Origin of the sequence: Calidifontibacillus oryziterrae, from assembly GCF_000331575.1 — a bacterium.
In the GTDB taxonomy this organism is placed as follows: domain Bacteria; phylum Bacillota; class Bacilli; order Bacillales; family Bacillaceae_J; genus Calidifontibacillus_A; species Calidifontibacillus_A oryziterrae.
On the sequence record NZ_KB223527.1, the window covers coordinates 1,029,681 to 1,049,576 of the forward strand.

20 protein-coding genes and 2 other annotated features are annotated in these 19,896 nt (G+C 36.8%); of the genes, 3 read left to right on the forward strand and 17 right to left on the reverse strand.

The features are described 5' to 3' along the window. Window positions 1-8 precede the first annotated feature (8 nt). The 3 genes from polX to zapA all read right to left on the reverse strand — a co-directional run bounded on the left by polX (window position 9) and on the right by zapA (window position 2,636). Window positions 9-1,736 carry a DNA polymerase/3'-5' exonuclease PolX gene (polX, locus tag D612_RS0113735; protein WP_026092511.1) on the reverse strand — a complete coding sequence of 576 codons (1,728 nt, stop codon included), beginning with the start codon at window positions 1,734-1,736 and terminating at the stop codon, window positions 9-11. A 76-nt stretch (window positions 1,737-1,812) separates the two neighbouring features. Beyond that, entirely contained in the window at window positions 1,813-2,352 is a 540-nt protein-coding gene (locus D612_RS0113740) for a CvpA family protein (RefSeq protein WP_017756059.1), read from the reverse strand. 2 nt (window positions 2,353-2,354) lie between these two features. Further along, the gene (zapA, locus tag D612_RS0113745) at window positions 2,355-2,636 is read right to left on the reverse strand and encodes a cell division protein ZapA (RefSeq protein ID WP_017756060.1); all 282 of its coding nucleotides are present in this window, start codon (window positions 2,634-2,636) and stop codon (window positions 2,355-2,357) included. 120 nt (window positions 2,637-2,756) lie between these two features. Here zapA and rnhC point away from each other — a divergent pair, with 120 nt between their 5' ends. Continuing rightward, the gene (gene rnhC / locus D612_RS0113750; protein ID WP_017756061.1) at window positions 2,757-3,719 is read left to right on the forward strand and encodes a ribonuclease HIII; all 963 of its coding nucleotides are present in this window, start codon (window positions 2,757-2,759) and stop codon (window positions 3,717-3,719) included. 215 nt (window positions 3,720-3,934) lie between these two features. On the opposite strand, the gene pheT is transcribed toward rnhC, so the two are convergent. The 3 genes from pheT to D612_RS0113765 all read right to left on the reverse strand — a co-directional run bounded on the left by pheT (window position 3,935) and on the right by D612_RS0113765 (window position 8,948). Continuing rightward, window positions 3,935-6,361, reverse strand: coding sequence for a phenylalanine--tRNA ligase subunit beta (pheT, locus tag D612_RS0113755; protein ID WP_017756062.1), 2,427 nt, complete (start codon window positions 6,359-6,361; stop codon window positions 3,935-3,937). 50 nt (window positions 6,362-6,411) lie between these two features. Beyond that, window positions 6,412-7,443, reverse strand: coding sequence for a phenylalanine--tRNA ligase subunit alpha (pheS, locus tag D612_RS0113760; protein WP_017756063.1), 1,032 nt, complete (start codon window positions 7,441-7,443; stop codon window positions 6,412-6,414). A gap of 402 nt (window positions 7,444-7,845) precedes the next feature. After that, window positions 7,846-8,112: a binding site (T-box leader), on the reverse strand. Window positions 8,113-8,183: 71 nt separating this feature from the next. Next, window positions 8,184-8,948 (reverse strand): TrmH family RNA methyltransferase, encoded by a 765-nt coding sequence (locus tag D612_RS0113765; RefSeq protein ID WP_017756064.1) that lies wholly within the window; start codon window positions 8,946-8,948, stop codon window positions 8,184-8,186. A 125-nt stretch (window positions 8,949-9,073) separates the two neighbouring features. On the opposite strand from D612_RS0113765, the gene sspI reads away from it, so the two are divergent. Further along, on the forward strand, window positions 9,074-9,286 hold the full coding sequence (gene sspI, locus D612_RS0113770) for a small acid-soluble spore protein SspI (protein WP_017756065.1): 213 nt from the start codon (window positions 9,074-9,076) through the stop codon (window positions 9,284-9,286). A gap of 116 nt (window positions 9,287-9,402) precedes the next feature. On the opposite strand, the gene D612_RS0113775 is transcribed toward sspI, so the two are convergent. Both D612_RS0113775 and D612_RS0113780 read right to left on the reverse strand, forming a co-directional pair. Further along, window positions 9,403-10,491 (reverse strand): M42 family metallopeptidase, encoded by a 1,089-nt coding sequence (locus D612_RS0113775; protein ID WP_017756066.1) that lies wholly within the window; start codon window positions 10,489-10,491, stop codon window positions 9,403-9,405. Between the two features lie 107 nt (window positions 10,492-10,598). Beyond that, window positions 10,599-11,084, reverse strand: a complete 486-nt coding sequence (locus D612_RS0113780) for a dUTP diphosphatase (protein WP_017756067.1) — start codon at window positions 11,082-11,084, stop codon at window positions 10,599-10,601. Between the two features lie 130 nt (window positions 11,085-11,214). Here D612_RS0113780 and D612_RS0113785 point away from each other — a divergent pair, with 130 nt between their 5' ends. Then, window positions 11,215-11,601, forward strand: coding sequence for a hypothetical protein (locus tag D612_RS0113785; RefSeq protein WP_017756068.1), 387 nt, complete (start codon window positions 11,215-11,217; stop codon window positions 11,599-11,601). Window positions 11,602-11,613: 12 nt separating this feature from the next. Here the strand turns inward: D612_RS0113785 and D612_RS0113790 are convergent, their stop codons facing one another. The 9 genes from D612_RS0113790 to nrdR all read right to left on the reverse strand — a co-directional run bounded on the left by D612_RS0113790 (window position 11,614) and on the right by nrdR (window position 19,840). Then, window positions 11,614-11,889, reverse strand: coding sequence for a DUF1294 domain-containing protein (locus D612_RS0113790; RefSeq protein ID WP_017756069.1), 276 nt, complete (start codon window positions 11,887-11,889; stop codon window positions 11,614-11,616). A gap of 166 nt (window positions 11,890-12,055) precedes the next feature. Then, window positions 12,056-12,412, reverse strand: coding sequence for a 50S ribosomal protein L20 (rplT, locus tag D612_RS0113795; protein ID WP_017756070.1), 357 nt, complete (start codon window positions 12,410-12,412; stop codon window positions 12,056-12,058). 42 nt (window positions 12,413-12,454) lie between these two features. Next, window positions 12,455-12,652: a 50S ribosomal protein L35 gene (gene rpmI, locus D612_RS0113800; RefSeq protein WP_017756071.1), complete on the reverse strand. Its 198-nt coding sequence runs from the start codon at window positions 12,650-12,652 to the stop codon at window positions 12,455-12,457. Window positions 12,653-12,706: 54 nt separating this feature from the next. After that, window positions 12,707-13,249, reverse strand: coding sequence for a translation initiation factor IF-3 (gene infC / locus D612_RS0113805; RefSeq protein ID WP_017756072.1), 543 nt, complete (start codon window positions 13,247-13,249; stop codon window positions 12,707-12,709). 29 nt (window positions 13,250-13,278) lie between these two features. Next, window positions 13,279-13,408, reverse strand: a sequence feature (ribosomal protein L20 leader region). A gap of 238 nt (window positions 13,409-13,646) precedes the next feature. Then, complete coding sequence (gene thrS, locus D612_RS0113810; RefSeq protein ID WP_017756073.1) at window positions 13,647-15,596, reverse strand: threonine--tRNA ligase; 1,950 nt, start codon at window positions 15,594-15,596, stop codon at window positions 13,647-13,649. 382 nt (window positions 15,597-15,978) lie between these two features. Then, window positions 15,979-16,854, reverse strand: a complete 876-nt coding sequence (gene ytxC, locus D612_RS0113815; protein WP_017756074.1) for a putative sporulation protein YtxC — start codon at window positions 16,852-16,854, stop codon at window positions 15,979-15,981. A 159-nt stretch (window positions 16,855-17,013) separates the two neighbouring features. Further along, on the reverse strand, window positions 17,014-17,844 hold the full coding sequence (locus D612_RS18400; protein ID WP_233275024.1) for an ATP-binding protein: 831 nt from the start codon (window positions 17,842-17,844) through the stop codon (window positions 17,014-17,016). A gap of 5 nt (window positions 17,845-17,849) precedes the next feature. Further along, window positions 17,850-19,283, reverse strand: a complete 1,434-nt coding sequence (locus tag D612_RS0113825; RefSeq protein WP_017756076.1) for a replication initiation and membrane attachment family protein — start codon at window positions 19,281-19,283, stop codon at window positions 17,850-17,852. Between the two features lie 101 nt (window positions 19,284-19,384). After that, complete coding sequence (nrdR, locus tag D612_RS0113830; RefSeq protein WP_017756077.1) at window positions 19,385-19,840, reverse strand: transcriptional regulator NrdR; 456 nt, start codon at window positions 19,838-19,840, stop codon at window positions 19,385-19,387. Between the last annotated feature and the right edge of the window lie 56 nt (window positions 19,841-19,896).

Here is a 19,896-nt window from a genome sequence, read left to right on the forward strand (position 1 = left end):
CCTTCTACCTAATCATGACGCTTTAAAAAAGCCATCAAGTCTGCAATCGTCCAAGTATTCAATACCGTTTCCTTCGTAACCCAACCTCGTCTTGCTGTAGCAACACCTATCTCCATATAATCTAGCGTATCGATTTGATGGGCATCGGTATTGATCACTAATTTGACTCCTGCTTCTACCGCCTTCCTTAACCACTCGGATGACAAATCTAAGCGATGTGGGTTGGCATTACATTCTAGTGCCGTATTCGTTCGTTTCGCAATTTCTATTAACATCTCCACATCAACATTATAGCCCTTCCTTTTCCCAATAAGTCTTCCGGTTGGATGAGCAATAATATCAACATGGTTATTTTCGAGTGCTGTTATGAGTCTTTTCATGATTTGATTACGATCCTGTGAAAAACTGGAATGAATAGCTCCAATGACGAGGTCCAATTCTTCTAGTACCTCATCATCAAAGTCAAGTGTTGCATCTGGTAATATATCCATCTCGATCCCAGCCAAAATCGTAATATCATCGTAAAGTTTATTTAAGCGTTCGATTTCTTTGCGTTGTTCTCGCAGCCGATCAGCCGTTAGGCCATTAGCAACTCTTAAATACTTTGAATGATCTGTAATTGCTATATAGGAATAGCCTTTACGTCTAGCCGCTTCAACCATTTCTTGAATTGAGTTAGCTCCATCACTCCAAGTTGTATGCATATGTAAATCACCTTTTATATCGGAGAGCAGCATAGGCTTTATTGGTTTTAATTTTTTCTTTAAAACCTCAATTTCACCTTTATCCTCTCTCATCTCAGGCGGGATATAATTTAATTCAAAATGATTGAAAAATGCCTTTTCCGTAGCAAACGTTAGTAACTCGCCAGTATCAACAATTTCCACACCATATTCACTAATCTTTTCACCACGTTCCTTTGCGAGCTGTCTCATTTTTACATTGTGTTCTTTTGAGCCTGTGAAATGATGAAGTGTTGTTGCAAAACTCTCTAGATCAACAATGCGAAAGTCAATTGAAATATCATATTCATCTCTGACAACGAGAGATACTTTCGTATCTCCATTTGCCATGACATCTGAAATGCCTTCAAGCTGTAAAAGCTGTTCACGGACTGACGCTGGATTTGTAGTTGCAATAATAAAATCCAAATCCTTTATCGTTTCTTTCATTCTTCTCATACTGCCGGCCCGGGAAAATTTAATGATATCCTTCATAGTTGAAAGCTGTTGCTCTATTTTTGTTGCAATCGGTAACATAATCCAAATAGGTAAACGATCAGGTCGTTTCCCAACTTCTTCAATTGCTTCAAGAATTTTTTCCTCTGTTTTCTCCCCAAATCCAGCTAATTGTTGAACTTTATTTTCCAAACAGCATTTTTTTAATGAAGCTATATCTGTTATGTTCAATTCTTTGTATAGCTTTCCTATTTTTTTACCGCCGAGCCCTGGTAATTTTAATAACGGAATTAGCCCTTCGGGTACTTGCCTCGCTAACTCGTCTAAAACCGTTGATTTCCCGGTTTCCAGAAGCTCTTTAATAACTGCTGCTGTTCCTCTTCCTATCCCATTTAGCTTTGAAACATCATCTATTGCAGTTATACTACGGTCATCAGCTTCTAATGCTGATGCGGCTTTTCGATATGCAGAAATTTTAAAGGGATTCTCTCCCTTTATTTCTAAATAAATAGCAATTGTCTCTAACGTTCTTATTATATCTTTCTTATTCATTTCGATAAACAACCCCTTTTGATTGTTTTTCAAAAAACACAAACCCCCATGGATGGGTTTCACATGGAGGAAGATAGCATTATTAAATAGGTTGGCCAAACCATAATTCTTTTAACTTAACAGAAACAACTGGTGTATTTTCAACGATACCTTTTGCAACAATCGACTCATTCATCCATGATTGAATAGCTTCAATCGGCGTTAACGCTCCTAAATAAAGTACAATAAATAATAGCAAATACACCTCGACAAATCCAAGAGCACCACCCAACCATCCGTTTACCGTACGTAAAAGTGGAAGATCTGCTAAAAAATCTAGCATAGATCCAATAATATGTAGACTAATCTTCGTTCCAAAAAAAAGTGTAACAAATGCAATAGCCCGGTAATAAACCGTTTCAATATCAAATGTATTCATTAATAATGACATGGCACTATCGTCAGATAACGGCGGGAATGGTACCCATAGCTTTAAAAATGGCGCTACATCATCAAAGAATAAATAAGCAACAACATATGCCGCAATAAAACCGACAAAATATACAACTTGTAAAACAAAGCCGCGCCGAAACCCGATGAAGAAACCTATTAGTAAGAGTGACAGCAAAATTATATCAATCATGATTAATCTTTCCCTTTTTCAATTTTTTCCAACAATCGTTGATAGTCCCTCAATAAAGCCTCATGTTCATTTTTTATATTCAAATAATCATTTACAATATTAATAGCTGTAAGTACTGCTAACTTTTGAGTATCCAAATTGGGATTCATCTCATGAATTTCTCTCATCTTGTCATCAACTATGCTTGAGACGACACGAATATGACTTGAGTTTTCATCCCCAACTATTGTATATTGGTGACCATAAATATCTACGGAAATTCGTTTACTGTTTTGCCTTGTCACCGGAAAGGCCTCCTATCGAATAATTTCGAAAAAAATCAAAAAGTCACAAATAATCTAATGTTACTATAACATGAAAGAATACTGTTTCAAAATTTTAACTGGAAAGAGTGAGGATTTATTATGTCTAATTGTGTAATAACGGTATCACCCGAAATTCTAAATGAGATGATCACTCATTATAAACCTACTTTTTGTAGCCAACATCCTCCTGGAAGTGTGTTTGTTGCAAAATCGCCCGGCTGTACAATAACAGCCTATAAATCTGGCAAAGTACTATTCCAGGGAAAAGATACCGAGAACGAGGTTAGGAAATGGGAAACTACGATAAAAAGAAACCCTACCAATCATTCGCCAAATAAGTCTTTAATTCGAAAGCAGAAAATAAAATTCGAGCCACCTGAAAATATTGGTGAGCTTTCAATTATTGGATCAGATGAGGTAGGTACTGGAGACTACTTTGGACCAATGACCGTTGTTGCAGCTTACGTGCCAATAGATAAAATTGCGTTATTAAAACAATTAGGAGTAAAGGATTCAAAAGCATTAAATGATAATCACATTACAGCAATAGCTAAAGAAATAATTCCATTAATCCCCCACAGTTTACTAATTTTAAGAAATGAAAAATATAATGATCTTGAAAAAAACGGTATGAATCAAGGGAAAATGAAAGCAGAATTGCATAATCAAGCCATTCAGCATGTAATTCATAAATTGGAGCCGTCCGACCATGTTGATGGAATCTTAATCGATCAGTTTTGTGAACCCGGGGTCTTTTTTAATTACTTAAAAGGAAAAGAAATCAGCTGGATGAATGAGAATGTATATTTTAGCACAAAAGCAGAATCCGTTCACATAGCAGTCGCTGCTGCGTCTATCATAGCGAGATATGCTTTCATTACTGAGTTTGAAAATCTTAGTAACAAAGCTGGCTTTGTACTACCTAAGGGAGCAGGAATGAAAGTAGACGAAGCTGCCGCAAAGTTAATTCGAAAATACGGAGAAAAGTCATTATTTGAGTTCACAAAAATTCATTTTGCAAATACTGAAAAAGCAAGGAACCTATCAAAATCTCAAAATTAAATCGATTGTCCGAATTAGCATCTTTATTGTCCAATTTTAGACTTTTATTGTCCGAATTTGCATCTTTATTGTCCGACTACCATTTTATAGAAAAAGTCAGGATCCTCGTAATTGTTTCGAGCGAGAATCCTGACACTATCTTTAAATCGGACAGTAATGTTTATGGAGAAAGTAATATTTTTCCTTCGTCATACTTAGTAATTTTATGGCAATTGTTATCCTCTTAAAGTCGCCCCTAATTGTTCCTCCACCGCCTTCAAAACTCGGTCATGTGCTTTAGTTACTTCTTCGTCTGTTAATGTTTTTTCCGGATCGAAATAACGCAATGAGAAAGCGATCGATTTTTTGCCTTTTTCTAAATGCTCCCCTTGATAAAGATCAAAAATTGAAACTTCTTTTAACAATTTGCCACCAGCTTCTTTAATCGCTGCCTGAACTGTTCCCGCAACTACTTGTTGATCTACAACAAGTGCAATATCACGTGTTACTGAAGGGTACCGTGGAATTGCTTCATATTTCACACCTTCAACGTTTACATGTAAAAGCTTTTCTAGGTTTAGTTCGAATACATAAGTTGCATGTATATCAAGTGCTTTTTGCTGATCTGGATGAACTTGACCAATGAAGCCAACATATTCATCCTCTAGCTTAATGATCGCAGTTCGGCCAGGGTGAAGTCCTTCCTTCTTCCCTTGTTCAAATGCCACAACGTTTTCTAACCCCAGTACCGCAAATAGCCCTTCTATGATTCCCTTAACAACGTAGAAATCTACAGGTTTCTTTTCGCCTTGCCATAAATGAGAGTGCCATAAACCAGTAACAGCTCCAGCTAAGTTTTCTCTTTCTATTGGCAATTGGGTGTCAATTTCATTCTCTGATAAATACACCTTGCTAATTTCATATAAGGCTAAGTTATCTAATTGCCGTGCACTATTATGAGCAATCGCCTCCAATAAGTGTGGAATTAGACTTAATCTTAATGTACCGCGTTCCTCACTCATCGGCATTGCTAAGCGGATTGGAGTCGCTTCCGTTGCTTCATCCCAATATGACACTGCTTTTTCAGAGCTTGTTAACGAATAGGTGACTGCCTCAAATAATCCTGCCCCTTCAAGATAACGACGAACCTTCCGACGTTTTTCTTGATATGGTGAAAGTTTGCCTGGTGTTGAATCTCCTATCGGTAATGTTGTTGGAATATAATCATAGCCATAAAGACGGGCTACCTCTTCAATTAAATCCTCCGAAATCACGATATCCCGTCTTCTTGATGGAGCAGTCACTGTGAACGAACCATTGTCTTCAGTAAAATCAAATTGTAGCCTTGTAAAAATTTGTGCTACTTCATTAGTTGTAATATTTGTTCCTAATACATTATTAATCCGATCCGTTGTTACTGACACGTTAATTGATGTTCGATCAAGGTAGTCAGCCTCAACAACACCTGCTAAAATTTCTCCCCCTGCAAGTTCCACCATTAGTGCAGCTGCACGATCTGCTGCTTGTTTTGCACGTAGTGGGTCAACTCCTTTTTCAAAGCGAGCACTCGCTTCGCTTCGTAAGCCGTGATCCTTTGATGCTGTCCGTATCGTTTGACCATTAAATACAGCCGACTCAATTAATACATTTACAGTATCGTTGTGTACTTCAGAATTTGCACCGCCCATTACACCTGCCAATGCTACAGGTTCTATACCATTCGTAATAACAAGGTGGTCGTTCTTTAATGTACGCTCTTGGTTATCGAGTGTTACGAAATTTTCGCCTTCTTTAGCACGTCGAACGAGAATTTCTTTCGAGCCTAAACGGTCATAATCAAACGCATGTAGAGGCTGGCCATATTCAATTAAAATATAATTGGTAATGTCAACAACATTACTAATTGGGCGAATTCCTGCTGCCATTAGCCTCATTTGCATCCATAGTGGCGATGGCCCAATTTTTACACCCTTCACAACACGTGCTGCATAATAAGGATTATCTTCTTTTGCATCGATTGTTAGTTTTATATAATCTGCTGCTTTTTGATTTGATTCGTTGACAACAGGGGTTGGAAGTTTGACGTCACGTCCTAAAATTGCCGCAACTTCATAAGCTACCCCTATCATACTTAATGCATCTGCACGATTCGGTGTTAAGCTTAACTCTAACACTTTATCAGTTAAATTAAGATGCTCTAACGGGTCTGAGCCAATCTCTACGTTATCTGGGAAAACAAAAATTCCTTCTGCAAATTCCTTTGGAACGAATTTCGTCTCAATTCCTAACTCCTGCAACGAGCAAATCATTCCATTTGATGCTTCGCCTCGAAGCTTTGCCTTTTTAATTTTGAAATTCCCAGGGAGAACGGCACCTACCTTTGCAACAATAACCTTTTGACCAGCAGCGATATTTGGTGCCCCGCAAATAATTTGCTGTGGCTCTCCTTCACCAATGTCAACTTGGCAAATATTCAACTTGTCTGCTGCAGGATGTTTTTGACATTCCAGCACATGTCCAACCACGATACCCGAAATTCCTTTATTTAATAGTTCGACTGCTTCAACTTCAATTCCACTTTTTGTAATTTTGTCAGCTAATTCCTCTGCAGAAACATCATTTATATCAACATAATCTTTTAACCAGTTATAAGATACTAACACTTTTTTCCCTCCTAATTAATCCTGTTTTTCTTCCAGCAATCTAGGTCTACTTATGCCCGCTTAAATTGCTTTAAAAAACGAATATCATTTGTGTAAAAATGGCGAATATCATCAATTCCATATTTCAACATTGCGATTCGTTCAGGTCCCATACCAAAGGCAAAGCCTGTATATTTTTTCGAATCAAAGCCAGCCATTTCAAGTACATTTGGATGTACCATTCCAGCTCCTAAAATTTCAATCCAGCCTGTTTTTTTACAAATTGAGCATCCATCGCCACCACACATACATGAAACATCTACTTCAACTGATGGTTCTGTAAATGGGAAGAAACTCGGACGGAGACGAATACGACGGTCTTCACCAAACATCTTTTTCGCAAAAACCTCGAGTGTTCCTTTCAGGTCACTCATCCGAATATTTTCATCAACAACAAGTCCTTCAATTTGCATAAATTGATGAGAATGTGTCGCATCATCATTGTCGCGACGATATACTTTACCTGGACAAATAATTTTTACAGGTCCTTTCCCTTCGTGCTTTAGCATCGTTCTTGCTTGAACAGGTGATGTGTGAGTACGTAGAAGAATTTCCTCTGTTATGTAGAAAGAATCCTGCATATCTCGCGCTGGATGACCTTTCGGGAGATTTAGCGCCTCAAAGTTATAATAATCCTGTTCAACTTCAGGTCCTTCAGCAATTTGATAGCCCATGCCGATAAATAAATCCTCTATTTCCTCAATGACTGCTGTTAATGGATGATGATTTCCTGCTTGAATGGGTCGACCTGGAAGGGTTACATCAATTGTTTCTGACGCTAGCTTCTGTTCAACAGCTAACTTTTCAAATCGTTCTTGCTTTTCTTCAAGCTTTTCTTGGATGGCTGCACGGACGTCGTTAACTAATTGACCCATAACTGGACGTTCCTCAGCAGATAATTTACCCATCCCTCTCAATACTTCTGTAATCGGACCTTTCTTCCCTAAATACGCAATCCGAATATCATTTAACGCTTTTAAATCTTCCGCTTGCTCAACTTTTAGTAAAGCTTCTGTTTGTAATACTTTTAATTGCTCCTGCATATCGATTCCTCCTTAAATATTTAATAAAATAAAGCTTAGTTAAACAATAGTGTTGATACCTTCTTCGCCTGCTGGTACGCGTTTCGCTAAAGTTATTCTTACGAATAAAAGTCGCTCACCGCGCACGCACACAGCAGGCTATTAACAATATTTAATATTAACTCAGCCAAAAGAACAAAAGCTATAAGCGCCCTGCTTAGCGACGTATAAACTAAGAGCGCATCGACTGAGATAAACAAAACACGACGAGGGACGAGTCGAAGTTGACTTATCGCAAAAGTGATGAACGAAGTTTACTAGTCGCTGGGCGCTGGAGCTGGACGACTACTTTCTGTGATATAATATTTATCCACAGGATCAAATTTTATATTTCCTAAACAATAAAAAAGCCTTCGCTCCCACAAAAGGGACGAAGACTTTGATTCGCGGTACCACCCTAATTAACAATAGAATTATTCCTACTGTTCACCTTAGTTTACATAACGGTTTAACAACCGGAACACCTTTACTCAAACTTTTATTGGTTGTATTCACCAACTCAAATTCAAGGTCCAAGTGTCAGCTCCAGAGTGAATTCGGCTACTTCATTCATAAAGATGCTTTCAGTCTATGGCATCTTCTCCCTAACATGATGAGAGGTAACGTACTATGTTCCTTCCTAGCTTTTTCTATAAAATTTCCCTTACTATTATAGTATATGTTTCGATCGGTGGCAAACGTTAATCAAATTTTTCCCAACATTAACCTCGTAAGTGATATAACAATATTCCTGTTGCAATTGATACATTGAGGGATTCTGCTTCACCGAATATTGGAATATAGATATTTTCATCAGTCATTTTCAATAGCTCACGATTTACACCATTTCCTTCGTTACCTACTAAAAGGGCAAACCGTTGTTGTTGAGATGGAACTTCCTTGTAGTCCCTTGCATTATCAAGAGCCGTTCCAAAAACCTTGATATTTTCTCTCGTTAGCTCATCTATCCATGTAGTTAAATTGCCTTTAATAATTGGGATATGAAATAACGAACCTTGAGTGGAGCGGATTGTTTTTCCATTATATAAATCCACACAACCATCACCTAAAATAACCGCATCAATCCCTACTGCATCAGATGTACGAATCATCGTACCTAGATTCCCTGGATCTTGAACATTGTCAATCAGCAATAGCCTTAATGGAGAGGACGATAGTTCTATTTTACATGGCTTTGGCATCTCACAAACAGCGATTATTCCTTGAGGCGTTTCCGTATCTGTGAGTAATTTCATAACTTCCTTCGTCACTTCGGTTACATTCGCCTCACCTATATTTATAGCAGAAAATTCCTCGCCTTCACGAACAATTATTTCTTTAACGACTGTTTTATATTTTAACGCTTCTTCCACTAGGTGCCTACCTTCAATAAGAAATAATCCTGTTTTTTCTCTTTCCTTTTTTGTATGTAGTTTTTTCCACTGCTTAACACGGGAATTTTGAGCCGATTCTATTCTTTTTATCATTTTTGACACTCCATTCTATATACCTTTCCATTATATCTATTCGTCATTACATAATCCAATCAGAATTGATGAAAACTAGTAATGTCTGCAAGTGCAGGAATAAAACGATCAAGGAGTGTTTGCAAATGAATATAAATCTACGTCATGCTGTTATCCACAATGTTGTAGACAACTCAAAGGAACAGCTAGAGGATACAATCATTGATGCGATCCGCAGCCAAGAAGAGAAAATGCTTCCAGGTCTCGGCGTTTTGTTTGAGGTAATTTGGCAAAACTCAAATGAAGAAGAAAAGGAAGAAATGTTAACAAACCTTCGAAATGGGCTTCAAAAGCAATAGGTGCCATAGAGGTGTCCATAGAGGTGTCCATAGAGGTTCCTGACCCCTCCAAATGATGGAAAAACGGGGCCGTCTTTAATTGAAGATTGCCCCGTTTTTTGTTCATTTTTCTTTGTTTAATCGAAAATTATTTCTTTCACCTTGTTGGCATCTAATCGTTTGATAACCTCTACAATGAGCTTTACAGCATTTTCATAGTCATCACGATGTAGCATCGCAGCATGTGAATGAATGTACCTTGTTGCAATCGTAATTGCTAAAGCAGGTACCCCATTTGCCGTAAGATGAATCGCACCCGCGTCTGTTCCACCACCAGCCATTGAATCAAATTGATATGGAATATTGTTTTCATCTGCCACACTAACAACAAAATCCCGAAGACCTTTATGAGACACTATAGATGCATCGTAAAGAATAATTTGCGGACCTTCTCCCATTTTACTAATTGATTCCTTCTCTGATATTCCAGGAGTATCACCTGCAATCCCGACATCAACAGCGAAGCCGATATCTGGTTTAATTTGCGCTGCCGCTGTTTTTGCACCTCTTAAGCCAACTTCTTCTTGAACGGTTGCTGCCCCATAAACAATATTTGGATGATCAACACCTTTTAAATGTTTTAACACGTCGATTGCAATTGCACAACCTATGCGATTATCCCAAGCTTTTGCAAGTAACATTTTTTCATTATTCATTACTGTAAATTCAAAATATGGAACAGCCGAGTCACCAGGCAGGACGCCCCACTCCATTGCTTCTTCTTTGCTTGCTGCCCCAATGTCAATAAACATATCTTTGATATCCACTGGTTTTTTACGAGCTTCCGGAGTAAGGACATGTGGAGGCTTTGAACCAATAATCCCTACGATATCGCCTTTTTTCGTCATGATCGTTACACGTTGAGCAAGCATGACCTGTGACCACCAACCACCAACGGTTTGAAATTTAATAAAGCCCTTTTCAGTAATTTGTGTAACCATAAAACCCACTTCATCAAGGTGCCCCGCAACCATTATTTTCGGCCCGTCAGCTTTTCCAACCTTTTTTGCTATCAGACTACCTAAGTTATCCGTCGTAATTTCATCCGCATATGGAGCTATGTATTTTTTCATTATTTCGCGAACTTCCCGCTCATCCCCAGGAATTCCTTTCGCATCTGTTAAATCCTTTAACATTGTTAAAGTTTCATCCAATTGTTTTCCCATGTATTCTATATTCCTCCTTGCCAATTAGTTTTTATTTCAACCACTGTTACATAATTATAGCGATTGTAACTTATTATTACAAAAAAATAGGATGTTCTCACACCCTATTAGTATCCCTGATCCTGACGCTGATGATTCACTTCATTTTTCAAAATATATGCTTTTTCAATATCTTTAGAGGAAAATCCTAACAATCTTCCTAATAACAAGTATTCGTTAAAAATAGTATGGTAGTTTTCGAGACTGGTATTTTCACGAAACATGGAAATACTGTAAAATACTCGATGGAACTGGTTTACTAAATCACGTGATTCTTCATATAGTTCAAGATTAAGTAAATCCTCTATATCAAGTTCAATTCCAATTGATAAAATAAAATGAATCCCATCTACATACTCTTCCAAAATAACTTCACGTTCTGCTGGCGGCTTTTTACTCCAAAATTTAAAACAACGTGTTTCATTTGCAAGCTCGCCTAACTCAACAAGTAACGCCATGACTTTCTTATCCATCAAGTCCACTTGCTCTAGTCCATGTTCTTTTGCAATTCTCTCATCTAATTGCCGTTGAAGCTTAAATAATTGCTCGATCATAGCTTATCCTCCTACAGTATTTTTCACTGCTTTTATTATAACAAACTCGAAAAAAAATATGATTTGAAACTTACCACTATACTCATTCGTATTGTATTATATAATATAGAAACAATTTGGAGGTTACTATATGTTTGTCATTTTGTTTAGACTTGTCATTTTTGCACTAATTTTCTTTTTAATATATGCAACAATTAAATATATAACAAATCCAAAAAGAAAGCTTGCCGTTGCTCATGAGAAAAAAGATTTCTACATGTGGGATGATTATGAAAATGTACGAAAAAACTTTTTAGTAACATACGAAGGAGTACTTTTTGAGGGCGAAAAATACCTTGGAACAACTACACAAGCCTTTGATGTTGTATCAATTGTTTTATGGGTGAAAGATACGGATAAACTACAGGGACTTGAAAAAAGTGACTTTTTAAATATAGAAGCGGAAGTAAAGAGAAGATATCCGAGTGCAGAGATTGGCTGGAAAAGCCCAATTCGAGAGTTTTTAAAAAAGCCGTGATGACTTTTGATCTCACGGCTTAACTAATAAGTAAATAACATATCCATACGTTATTACATTTAATACAATGATAACAGGCATACCGAATTTAAAGGAAATGTGCTTCGTTTTGTGGTGATAGGTTTTCATTCCCCAATATAAACCAATGCCCCCACCGAGAATTCCTACAAACCAAAGCCTTCTTTCTGGGATTCTCCATTTTCCTTTTTGGGCTCTCTTCTTGTCAGAAGACATTAACAGTAGTCCAATTAAATTTAATAAAAAAATATACGATATTAATATATACATTTCTGCTTTCTCCTAAATATAAACCATGCAATTACCTTAATATTGAAAACTCAGCATATATTTACAAATTGCCCGTAGAACCTCTCATTTCCAATCTGCAAAATTGAACAGAGCCAATTCATTAGAAAAAGGCCATCCCAATCACGGATGACCTTTATAAATTAGATTACTGTAAACTAGCTTTTGCTTTTGCCGCTAATTCTGAAAATGCTTTTTCATCACTTACAGCAAGCTCAGCAAGCATTTTACGATTAATTTCGATACCAGCAACCTTTAAACCATGCATCATACGGCTATATGAAAGTCCATTCATACGTGCTGCTGCGTTAATACGAGTAATCCAAAGCTTACGGAAGTCGCGCTTTGTTTGGCGACGGTCACGATAAGCGTACATTAATGATTTCATTACTTGTTGTTTTGCAACTTTAAATAATGTATGTTTTGAACCGAAATAACCTTTTGCTAATTTTAATACGCGTTTACGACGACGACGCGTAACTGTACCACCTTTTACTCTTGGCATTGTGATTCCCTCCTAAGATCTATATGCGAAATTCAATTGTTATTACAGGTTTGTGATCATTTGTTTGATGCGCTTGTAGTCACCAGCACTTACTAAAGTTCCTTTACGAAGCTTACGCTTTTGCTTTTGGTCTTTATTTGCAAATAAGTGACTTGTATAAGCGTGAGAACGCTTCACTTTACCGCTTCCTGTCTTTTTAAAACGCTTTGCTGAACCCCTATGAGTTTTCATTTTTGGCATTTGGGTATCCTCCTTAAAAAATAATTCTTACGTAAAGTAGTTTATCTCAATTCTTTACTTATCAGCCTTAGGTGCTAATACGATAAACATACTGCGGCCTTCCATTTTTGGCTTTTGTTCGATCGTTGCTATATCTCCACATTGTTCTGATAAACGATCTAAAACTTTTTGCCCAATTTCTTTGTGAGTAATCGCACGACCTTTAAAGCGAATACTTGCTTTAACCTTATCACCTTTTTCAAGGAATTTGCGTGCATTTCTAAGCTTAGTATTGAAATCATGCTCTTCAATCGTTGGGCTTAAGCGAACTTCCTTGATATTGATAATCTTTTGGTTTTTTCGTGCTTCTTTCTCTTTTTTCTGTTGCTCGTAACGGAATTTACCATAGTCCATTATCCGACAAACAGGTGGTTTTGCATTTGGTGCAACCATCACTAGATCTAAGTTGGCGTTTTGCGCCATCTCTAAAGCTTCGCTTTTCGACTTTATCCCGATTTGATCACCATTAGCACCAATAAGGCGAACTTCGCGTGCACGAATTGCCTCATTAATAAATAATTCCTTACTAATAATTAGCCACCTCCAAGGTTTTTTCACTGAATCCTTCGTTTGGACGACGTTTTATTTACAACAAAAAAACATCGGCATACATAGTACACCCACGTTTCACGACCTTTAATATATTAGGATTTCGCAAACCTGTCAACAACAATTATGCGTCAAGCAGGTGAGAAGCGGGTGCCTCTACTTTACTCAAACAAATATTCAATTCTACCTAGTGAAGATTAACATAAAAAAGTTTTACTGTCAACATATACATGACTAGTTATTAGCAACGTTATTTATATTACCTGAAGTAAAAACAAGTTGCAAGTATTTTAATTTTTTTGCTTTGTTCTCGTTTTCAATTAATAAAACTTTACTTTATATGCATCGAATTGTTAAAGGCAGGGAAAGAATGCCCCACCTTTTCAACAAAATTCTTATTCATTTATTATTTCACTTGGCTTTTACGCTGAACTTCGTCCTTTAATTCCTCAATAAATTTTTCGAAAGCAACCGTCTCGGAAGCTTTTTCACCGTATTTACGTACATTTACACTGTTTTCCTTCAATTCATTGTCACCAACAACTAGCATGTACGGTATTTTTTGCATTTGTGCTTCTCGGATTTTATAGCCGATTTTTTCATCGCGCTCATCTATTTCAACACGGAAGCCTTCAAACTGTAATTTTTCTTGTACTTCTTTAGCATAGTCTAGATGAACTTCACTTGATACTGGTATAACCTTCGCTTGAACTGGTGCTAACCATGTTGGGAATGCACCTTTATATTCTTCAATTAGGAAAGCTACAAATCGTTCCATCGTCGATACTACACCGCGATGAATCACGACTGGGCGATGATGCTTTCCATCTTCACCGATATATGTTAAATCAAAACGCTCTGGTAATAAAAAGTCTAATTGAACGGTTGATAATGTTTCTTCTTTTCCAAGGGCTGTCTTCACTTGAACATCAAGCTTCGGACCATAGAAGGCCGCTTCCCCTTCTGCTTCATAATAATCAAGACCTAGGTCATCCATCGCATCCTTTAACATTGATTGTGCTTTTTCCCACATTGCATCATCATCATAATATTTCTCTGTGTCCTGTGGATCACGATAGGATAAACGGAATGTGTAATCGTTAAAATTAAAGTCTTTATAAACGGCTAAAATTAAATTCACTACCCGCTTAAATTCGTCTTTAATTTGATCGGGGCGAACGAAAATATGAGCGTCATTTAAAGTCATGCCGCGGACACGTTGTAGACCAGATAATGCGCCTGACATTTCAAAGCGATGCATTGTGCCAAGCTCTGCGATCCGAATTGGCAGCTCACGATAGCTGTGCATATCATTTTTGTAAACCATCATATGATGCGGACAGTTCATTGGTCGAAGTACTAATGATTCAGTGCTATCCATTTCCATTGGCGGGTACATATCTTCTTGGTAATGGTCCCAATGCCCAGATGTTTTATAAAGATCTACATTCGCAAGAACCGGCGTGTAAACATGGTAATACCCTAGTCTTATTTCCAAATCAACTATATATCTCTCAATGATCCGACGGATGGTTGCCCCTTTTGGTAGCCATAATGGTAGACCTTGGCCGACAAGCTGTGAAATAGCGAATAAATCTAATTCCTTGCCAAGCTTACGATGATCACGTTCTTTCGCTTCCTCCAATATTCGTAAATGCTCGTCCAATTGTGATTTCTTCGGAAAAGCTGTTCCATAAATACGCTGTAGCATTTTATTGTTACTATCACCACGCCAATAAGCACCAGCAATACTCATTAACTTAAATGTTTTTAATTTTCCAGTAGATGGGACATGAACACCACGGCATAAGTCAAAAAATTCACCTTGTGTATAAATTGTAATATCGTCACCTTCTGGAATAGCTTCAACTAATTCTACTTTTAATGGATCCCCAATTTCTTCATACATTTTAATGGCTTCTGAACGTGTAACCTCTGAACGTTCAATCGGAAGGTTCGAATCAATAATTCGTTGCATTTCTTTTTCTATTTTTGGTAGGTCTTCTGGTGTTAGTGACTGTTCCATATCAATATCATAGTAAAAACCATTTTCAATGACAGGCCCTACACCTAATTTTACGTCTCCATATAATCGCTTAATTGCTTGCGCCATCAAGTGTGCTGTACTGTGTCGTAAAATTTCAAGACCATCATTTGTATCGTACGTTATGATCTCGATAGAGCCATCTTCATGTATTGGAGTTCGCAAATCAATCGGTTTCCCGTTTAATTTACCAGCCAATGCGTTTTTCTTTAATCCACTACTTATTGATCCTGCCACATCTTCAGTTGTTGTTCCTTTTGGAAACTCCTTCATCGCACCATCAGGAAATGAAAGCTTAATTACGTCTGTCATTTTTGTCTACACTCCTTTTATAAAATAAAAAACACTCATCCCTATATAATAATAAGGGACGAGTGTTGGGCTCGTGGTTCCACCCTTCTTCCCACATTACGGAAAATTATTAGCGGCGCATCTCTTTGTCAGCTTGTTCTTGCGCTCATCATTCGCTGGTTGTGGCTCGAAGTCCTAGTAACGGTTGGTGCCGTCAACGGTTGTTTCCCGTTGAAGTTTAAAGGTGGTAAGCTATGATCCGTGTATAGAAAGCTTTCAGCCATGGCTTTCCTCTCTTACATACCGTAATAATAACCCATATCCTCATCATAACTGATTTGGTAATTCGATTTTACTATGTACGTATTATATGCATACTCATTTGGAAAAATCAAGCTATGGATTAGTTGCTTTTTGAAATCGTTCTTTTTGGATGCAAAAATGCTTGTTTTGCCAAGATAGCCACTCGTTCTAAAAAGACATTTTGAATTGTTTGAATAAATCCGTGATCGAGGTGATCTGTATAAATAAACACTTTTCTTGGTGCTATTGATATTAAAGGGGCAAGGACTTCGGAATCAACATCGATATCTTCTATTTTTAACAGCTGTTCATCAATAATATGAGTGAGCTGTTCAGAGCATAATTCATTCTTATTTTTATCAAAAAAGCAAAAAGTCCCATCATAAACCAAGTGAATCGTATCCATTAATGGTTCCTTATTATATAAATATGTACGGAGATTCTCAATAAAATTCTGATACTCCTGTTCAAGCTTATACTCATCAATGGCAGCTTCTATATATTTTAAAAGCCTATACCGATACTCCTTTAAACGAAATTGTAAAAACGATTCAAACGAGAACGAAACACTACTGGTTAAAAAGTCCTTTAGAGAACTTTCTATCATTTGATTTCTCGTGAGTTCTTTATTTACCCCTATCACTGCAGGTACATCTTGTCTTTCACCATCAATAATTGAACGGGCGATTGACATGATTTGGCGTTGCTCCTCCTCATCAGTAAAATAAAACATATTCCGTATCATTTCCTTCATCCAATTGACTTCAACAATTTTTATTATGTATTGTATTAAAACAGGAATAAGAATAGATGAAATTAGTGATTTAATCGATTTTCTAAAATCAATTTTTACTAGCACCTCAGGCTCATAAATAATATGGACTTGAATATCATTTATATTTGGATGATCGAATTCCTGTAATTGATGAAAAAATAAAATAGCGTCTTTCTTTTCACGAAACTGAATCGTGACCATAAATTATCGTCCCCCCATGCTGATATAGTCAGCAAATACCTGTTACATTTATATGGGGACAAATCTAAAAAAATGTATAAATTAACAAAACTTGAAAACTAACAAAAAACAAGAGGTGGTCTCATGTAATCACGAGAACATCCCCTTGTTTTCTCTTCGTCAAAGCCATTCTTCAAGATTTACATCTTTTTTTCGATAATCTTCGCCATCAACTTTAGTAATGATGGTATTCTTTAGAATTCTAGATGTATTTCGTTTACCAAATGTTTCAGAAAACTCATTATAATTTAAATTAGTCGTAAAAATCGTCGGTTTCCCAAGACGGCTATCCAATAATTCAAAAATCTTTTGGATGTCGTGATTCGAACCAGCCTCAGCCCCAAGATCATCGATAACTAATAAATCAATATCCTTCATCTTCTTTAATATATCAACTACAGTTAAGCCACTGTCATCGTGTTTCGAATACGTATTTTTTATCATTGTTAATAAGATTGGTAAACTTATAAATAAACCGCTATATTGTTTTTTTAAAACAACCTTTAAAATAGCGATGGCCAAATGTGTTTTGCCTATGCCAGTATCACCGTGTAAAAGCAAATTTTTCGGAAGCTGCCCTGCATCTAATGTAAATTTTTCTGCATATAGCATACAAAATTCTTTTACATCCTCTTGTAAACTAGTAGTAGGCTTATAGTTTTCAAAGGTAGCATCTTTTATGTCATTATTCATGAGCGAATTTTGATCAAAATAGCGAAAATAACGTTGTTTTTTTAAGCGCTCTACATCTTCTTCAATTTCAAGTGCTAAGGCTTTATCAGGGCATTTACAGCCAATTTTAAATTCCTGTAATTGCCCTTTATTTGCCCCCCCTAGTATCGGTAAAAGCTGAACTTTAACATGATTTTGACAGCCTTCGCAAAAATATTCAGCAATTGTTTGCGGCCGCTTAAACTCAGTTCCGTAGAGACTAGCAAGAATAGACCCCACTTTTCTCAATGTTGTTCATCTCCTTTACCTTCTAATAAATCAAGCATTTTCTGTTTCCTCTTCATTCTTTCTTCCTCAGTCATCTCTTGAGAAATTGAATTTCGACTCATTTCAGATTCATCCAATCCAAGCATTAAGAGCCGTCTTTTCTGTTCTGGAGTTGCATTACTTTTTGCAGTCTGCTTCTTTGTTTTACTTGAATTCTTTTTACTTTCTGCCCATTCTTGATATTGGCGATGTTCATCCCTCGCTAATTCCATCGCCTCTTTGACAGTTTTGATTTGTTTCCGAGCCCAGTGACTTGCAAGCTTTTCCATATAATTTTTTGATAACTTCATATCACTTCTTAGCATAACATAGTAGATTAATACATTCACAACGCCTGCATTAAGCTTTTGGTTTATCATTATATTTTCAATAATTTTCAAATCACTTAATGCCGGTTCTACACCACCTGATATATCCACTAACAACTGGTATGGAGAAATTTGTTCAAGCTGCTTCGTCAATTGCTCTTCTTTATTTATCGGCTCTGCAGTATTCATTGTACGAAGATGTATAGGCTGTACCTTTTCTACTAGTTTTGGTAATGCATCACCATTCTCTAATTGGTAATAATCCCTAGCAGCTTTTCGCAATGCTTCTATATTTATTTGATCATTTTCATCCAAAGCTTGAATAACAACCTTTTTCATCTCGATTGGATCAATATGATAAACAAACGCGAGCTTTGTGATTACTTCCTTTACTTCCTTTGAAAATGCCTCATGAGGGATTAATACTTCAGAAATTCCCGCAAAAAACAATGAAAAATCAAATTGTTGTTCCGAAAGTAGGATTCCATACGTTTTTTCACGGTTCGCATACTGCTCATCGTCTTTTATATTTAAAGCTTCTGCCATTTCTTCATTTGAAGTATATAATTCTGAAGGATTCACCGAAGAAAATGTTTCACTAAATGTGCTCGTAACATCCTTAAATGTATTCGTGTCGACTTTTGTATCAGAAAAAAACTGCTTCATTTTATTAAAGCTTTTTTTCCCAAGTCTATTATATAAATAAATATTCAAAACACCATCATCAAAAAAATTCTTAGGGGATAACGGGGGCTGCAGTTCATAAATATACGTACGCATTGCATCGTCGTTATTAACGTATGTTTTCAAAAGCCCAATCCCTTCAAGCTTTTTACGTTCTTCAAAAATCTGCTGTAAATTTAACTGAAGCATGCTCATTAAGTGTAGATGTTTTTTCTCCTCACTCCAAAAACGGTTTGCTTCGACTTCACTCCAAAGGGCCATATATAAACTGTAGCAGGTCGATCCAATTAATGGCAAATAAAGCATGGTTAACACTTTACGGTCATATTCATGAAGAATACCATTTGTACGCACCATATATTCGTCTATAGGCAAAAGCTCTTTCCAATGCACAGTCATTATGAAGCCCCCTTTTATGACGTATTATTGCCACTTCCTAAAAATCGAAGGTCATTAAGTAGAAAAAGAGCTTTCTACTATAGAAGCCCTTTCGTAAACATTTACTCTCGTTTAATTAGTTCCTTTAATTCATCCAGAAATACGTTAATATCTTTAAATTGTCTATATACCGAAGCAAAACGAACATATGCAACCTCATCAACCTTAGCTAACTGGTCCATAACCATTTCGCCAATTTCTACACTCTTAATTTCAGATATTCCTTGGTTTCTTAATTCTTTCTCAATGTCAATAACTATATCCTCAAGAGTTTGTAGAGGAACAGGTCTTTTTTCACATGCTTTTATAAGCCCTCTTAGCATCTTCTCTCTGCTAAATTCCTCTCTCGTTCCGCCTTTTTTTACAACTATAAGTGGTATTTCCTCTACCTTTTCAAACGTTGTAAAACGGTAATGGCATTCTTCACATTCTCTTCTTCTTCGAATGGAACGGCTATCTTCTACAGGGCGTGAATCTAAAACTCTTGTTCCATTATATTGGCATTGTGGACATCGCATTTAATCAACTCCGTAATAGACAAAATCCGCCTTTTAACTACTTATTATGATATATA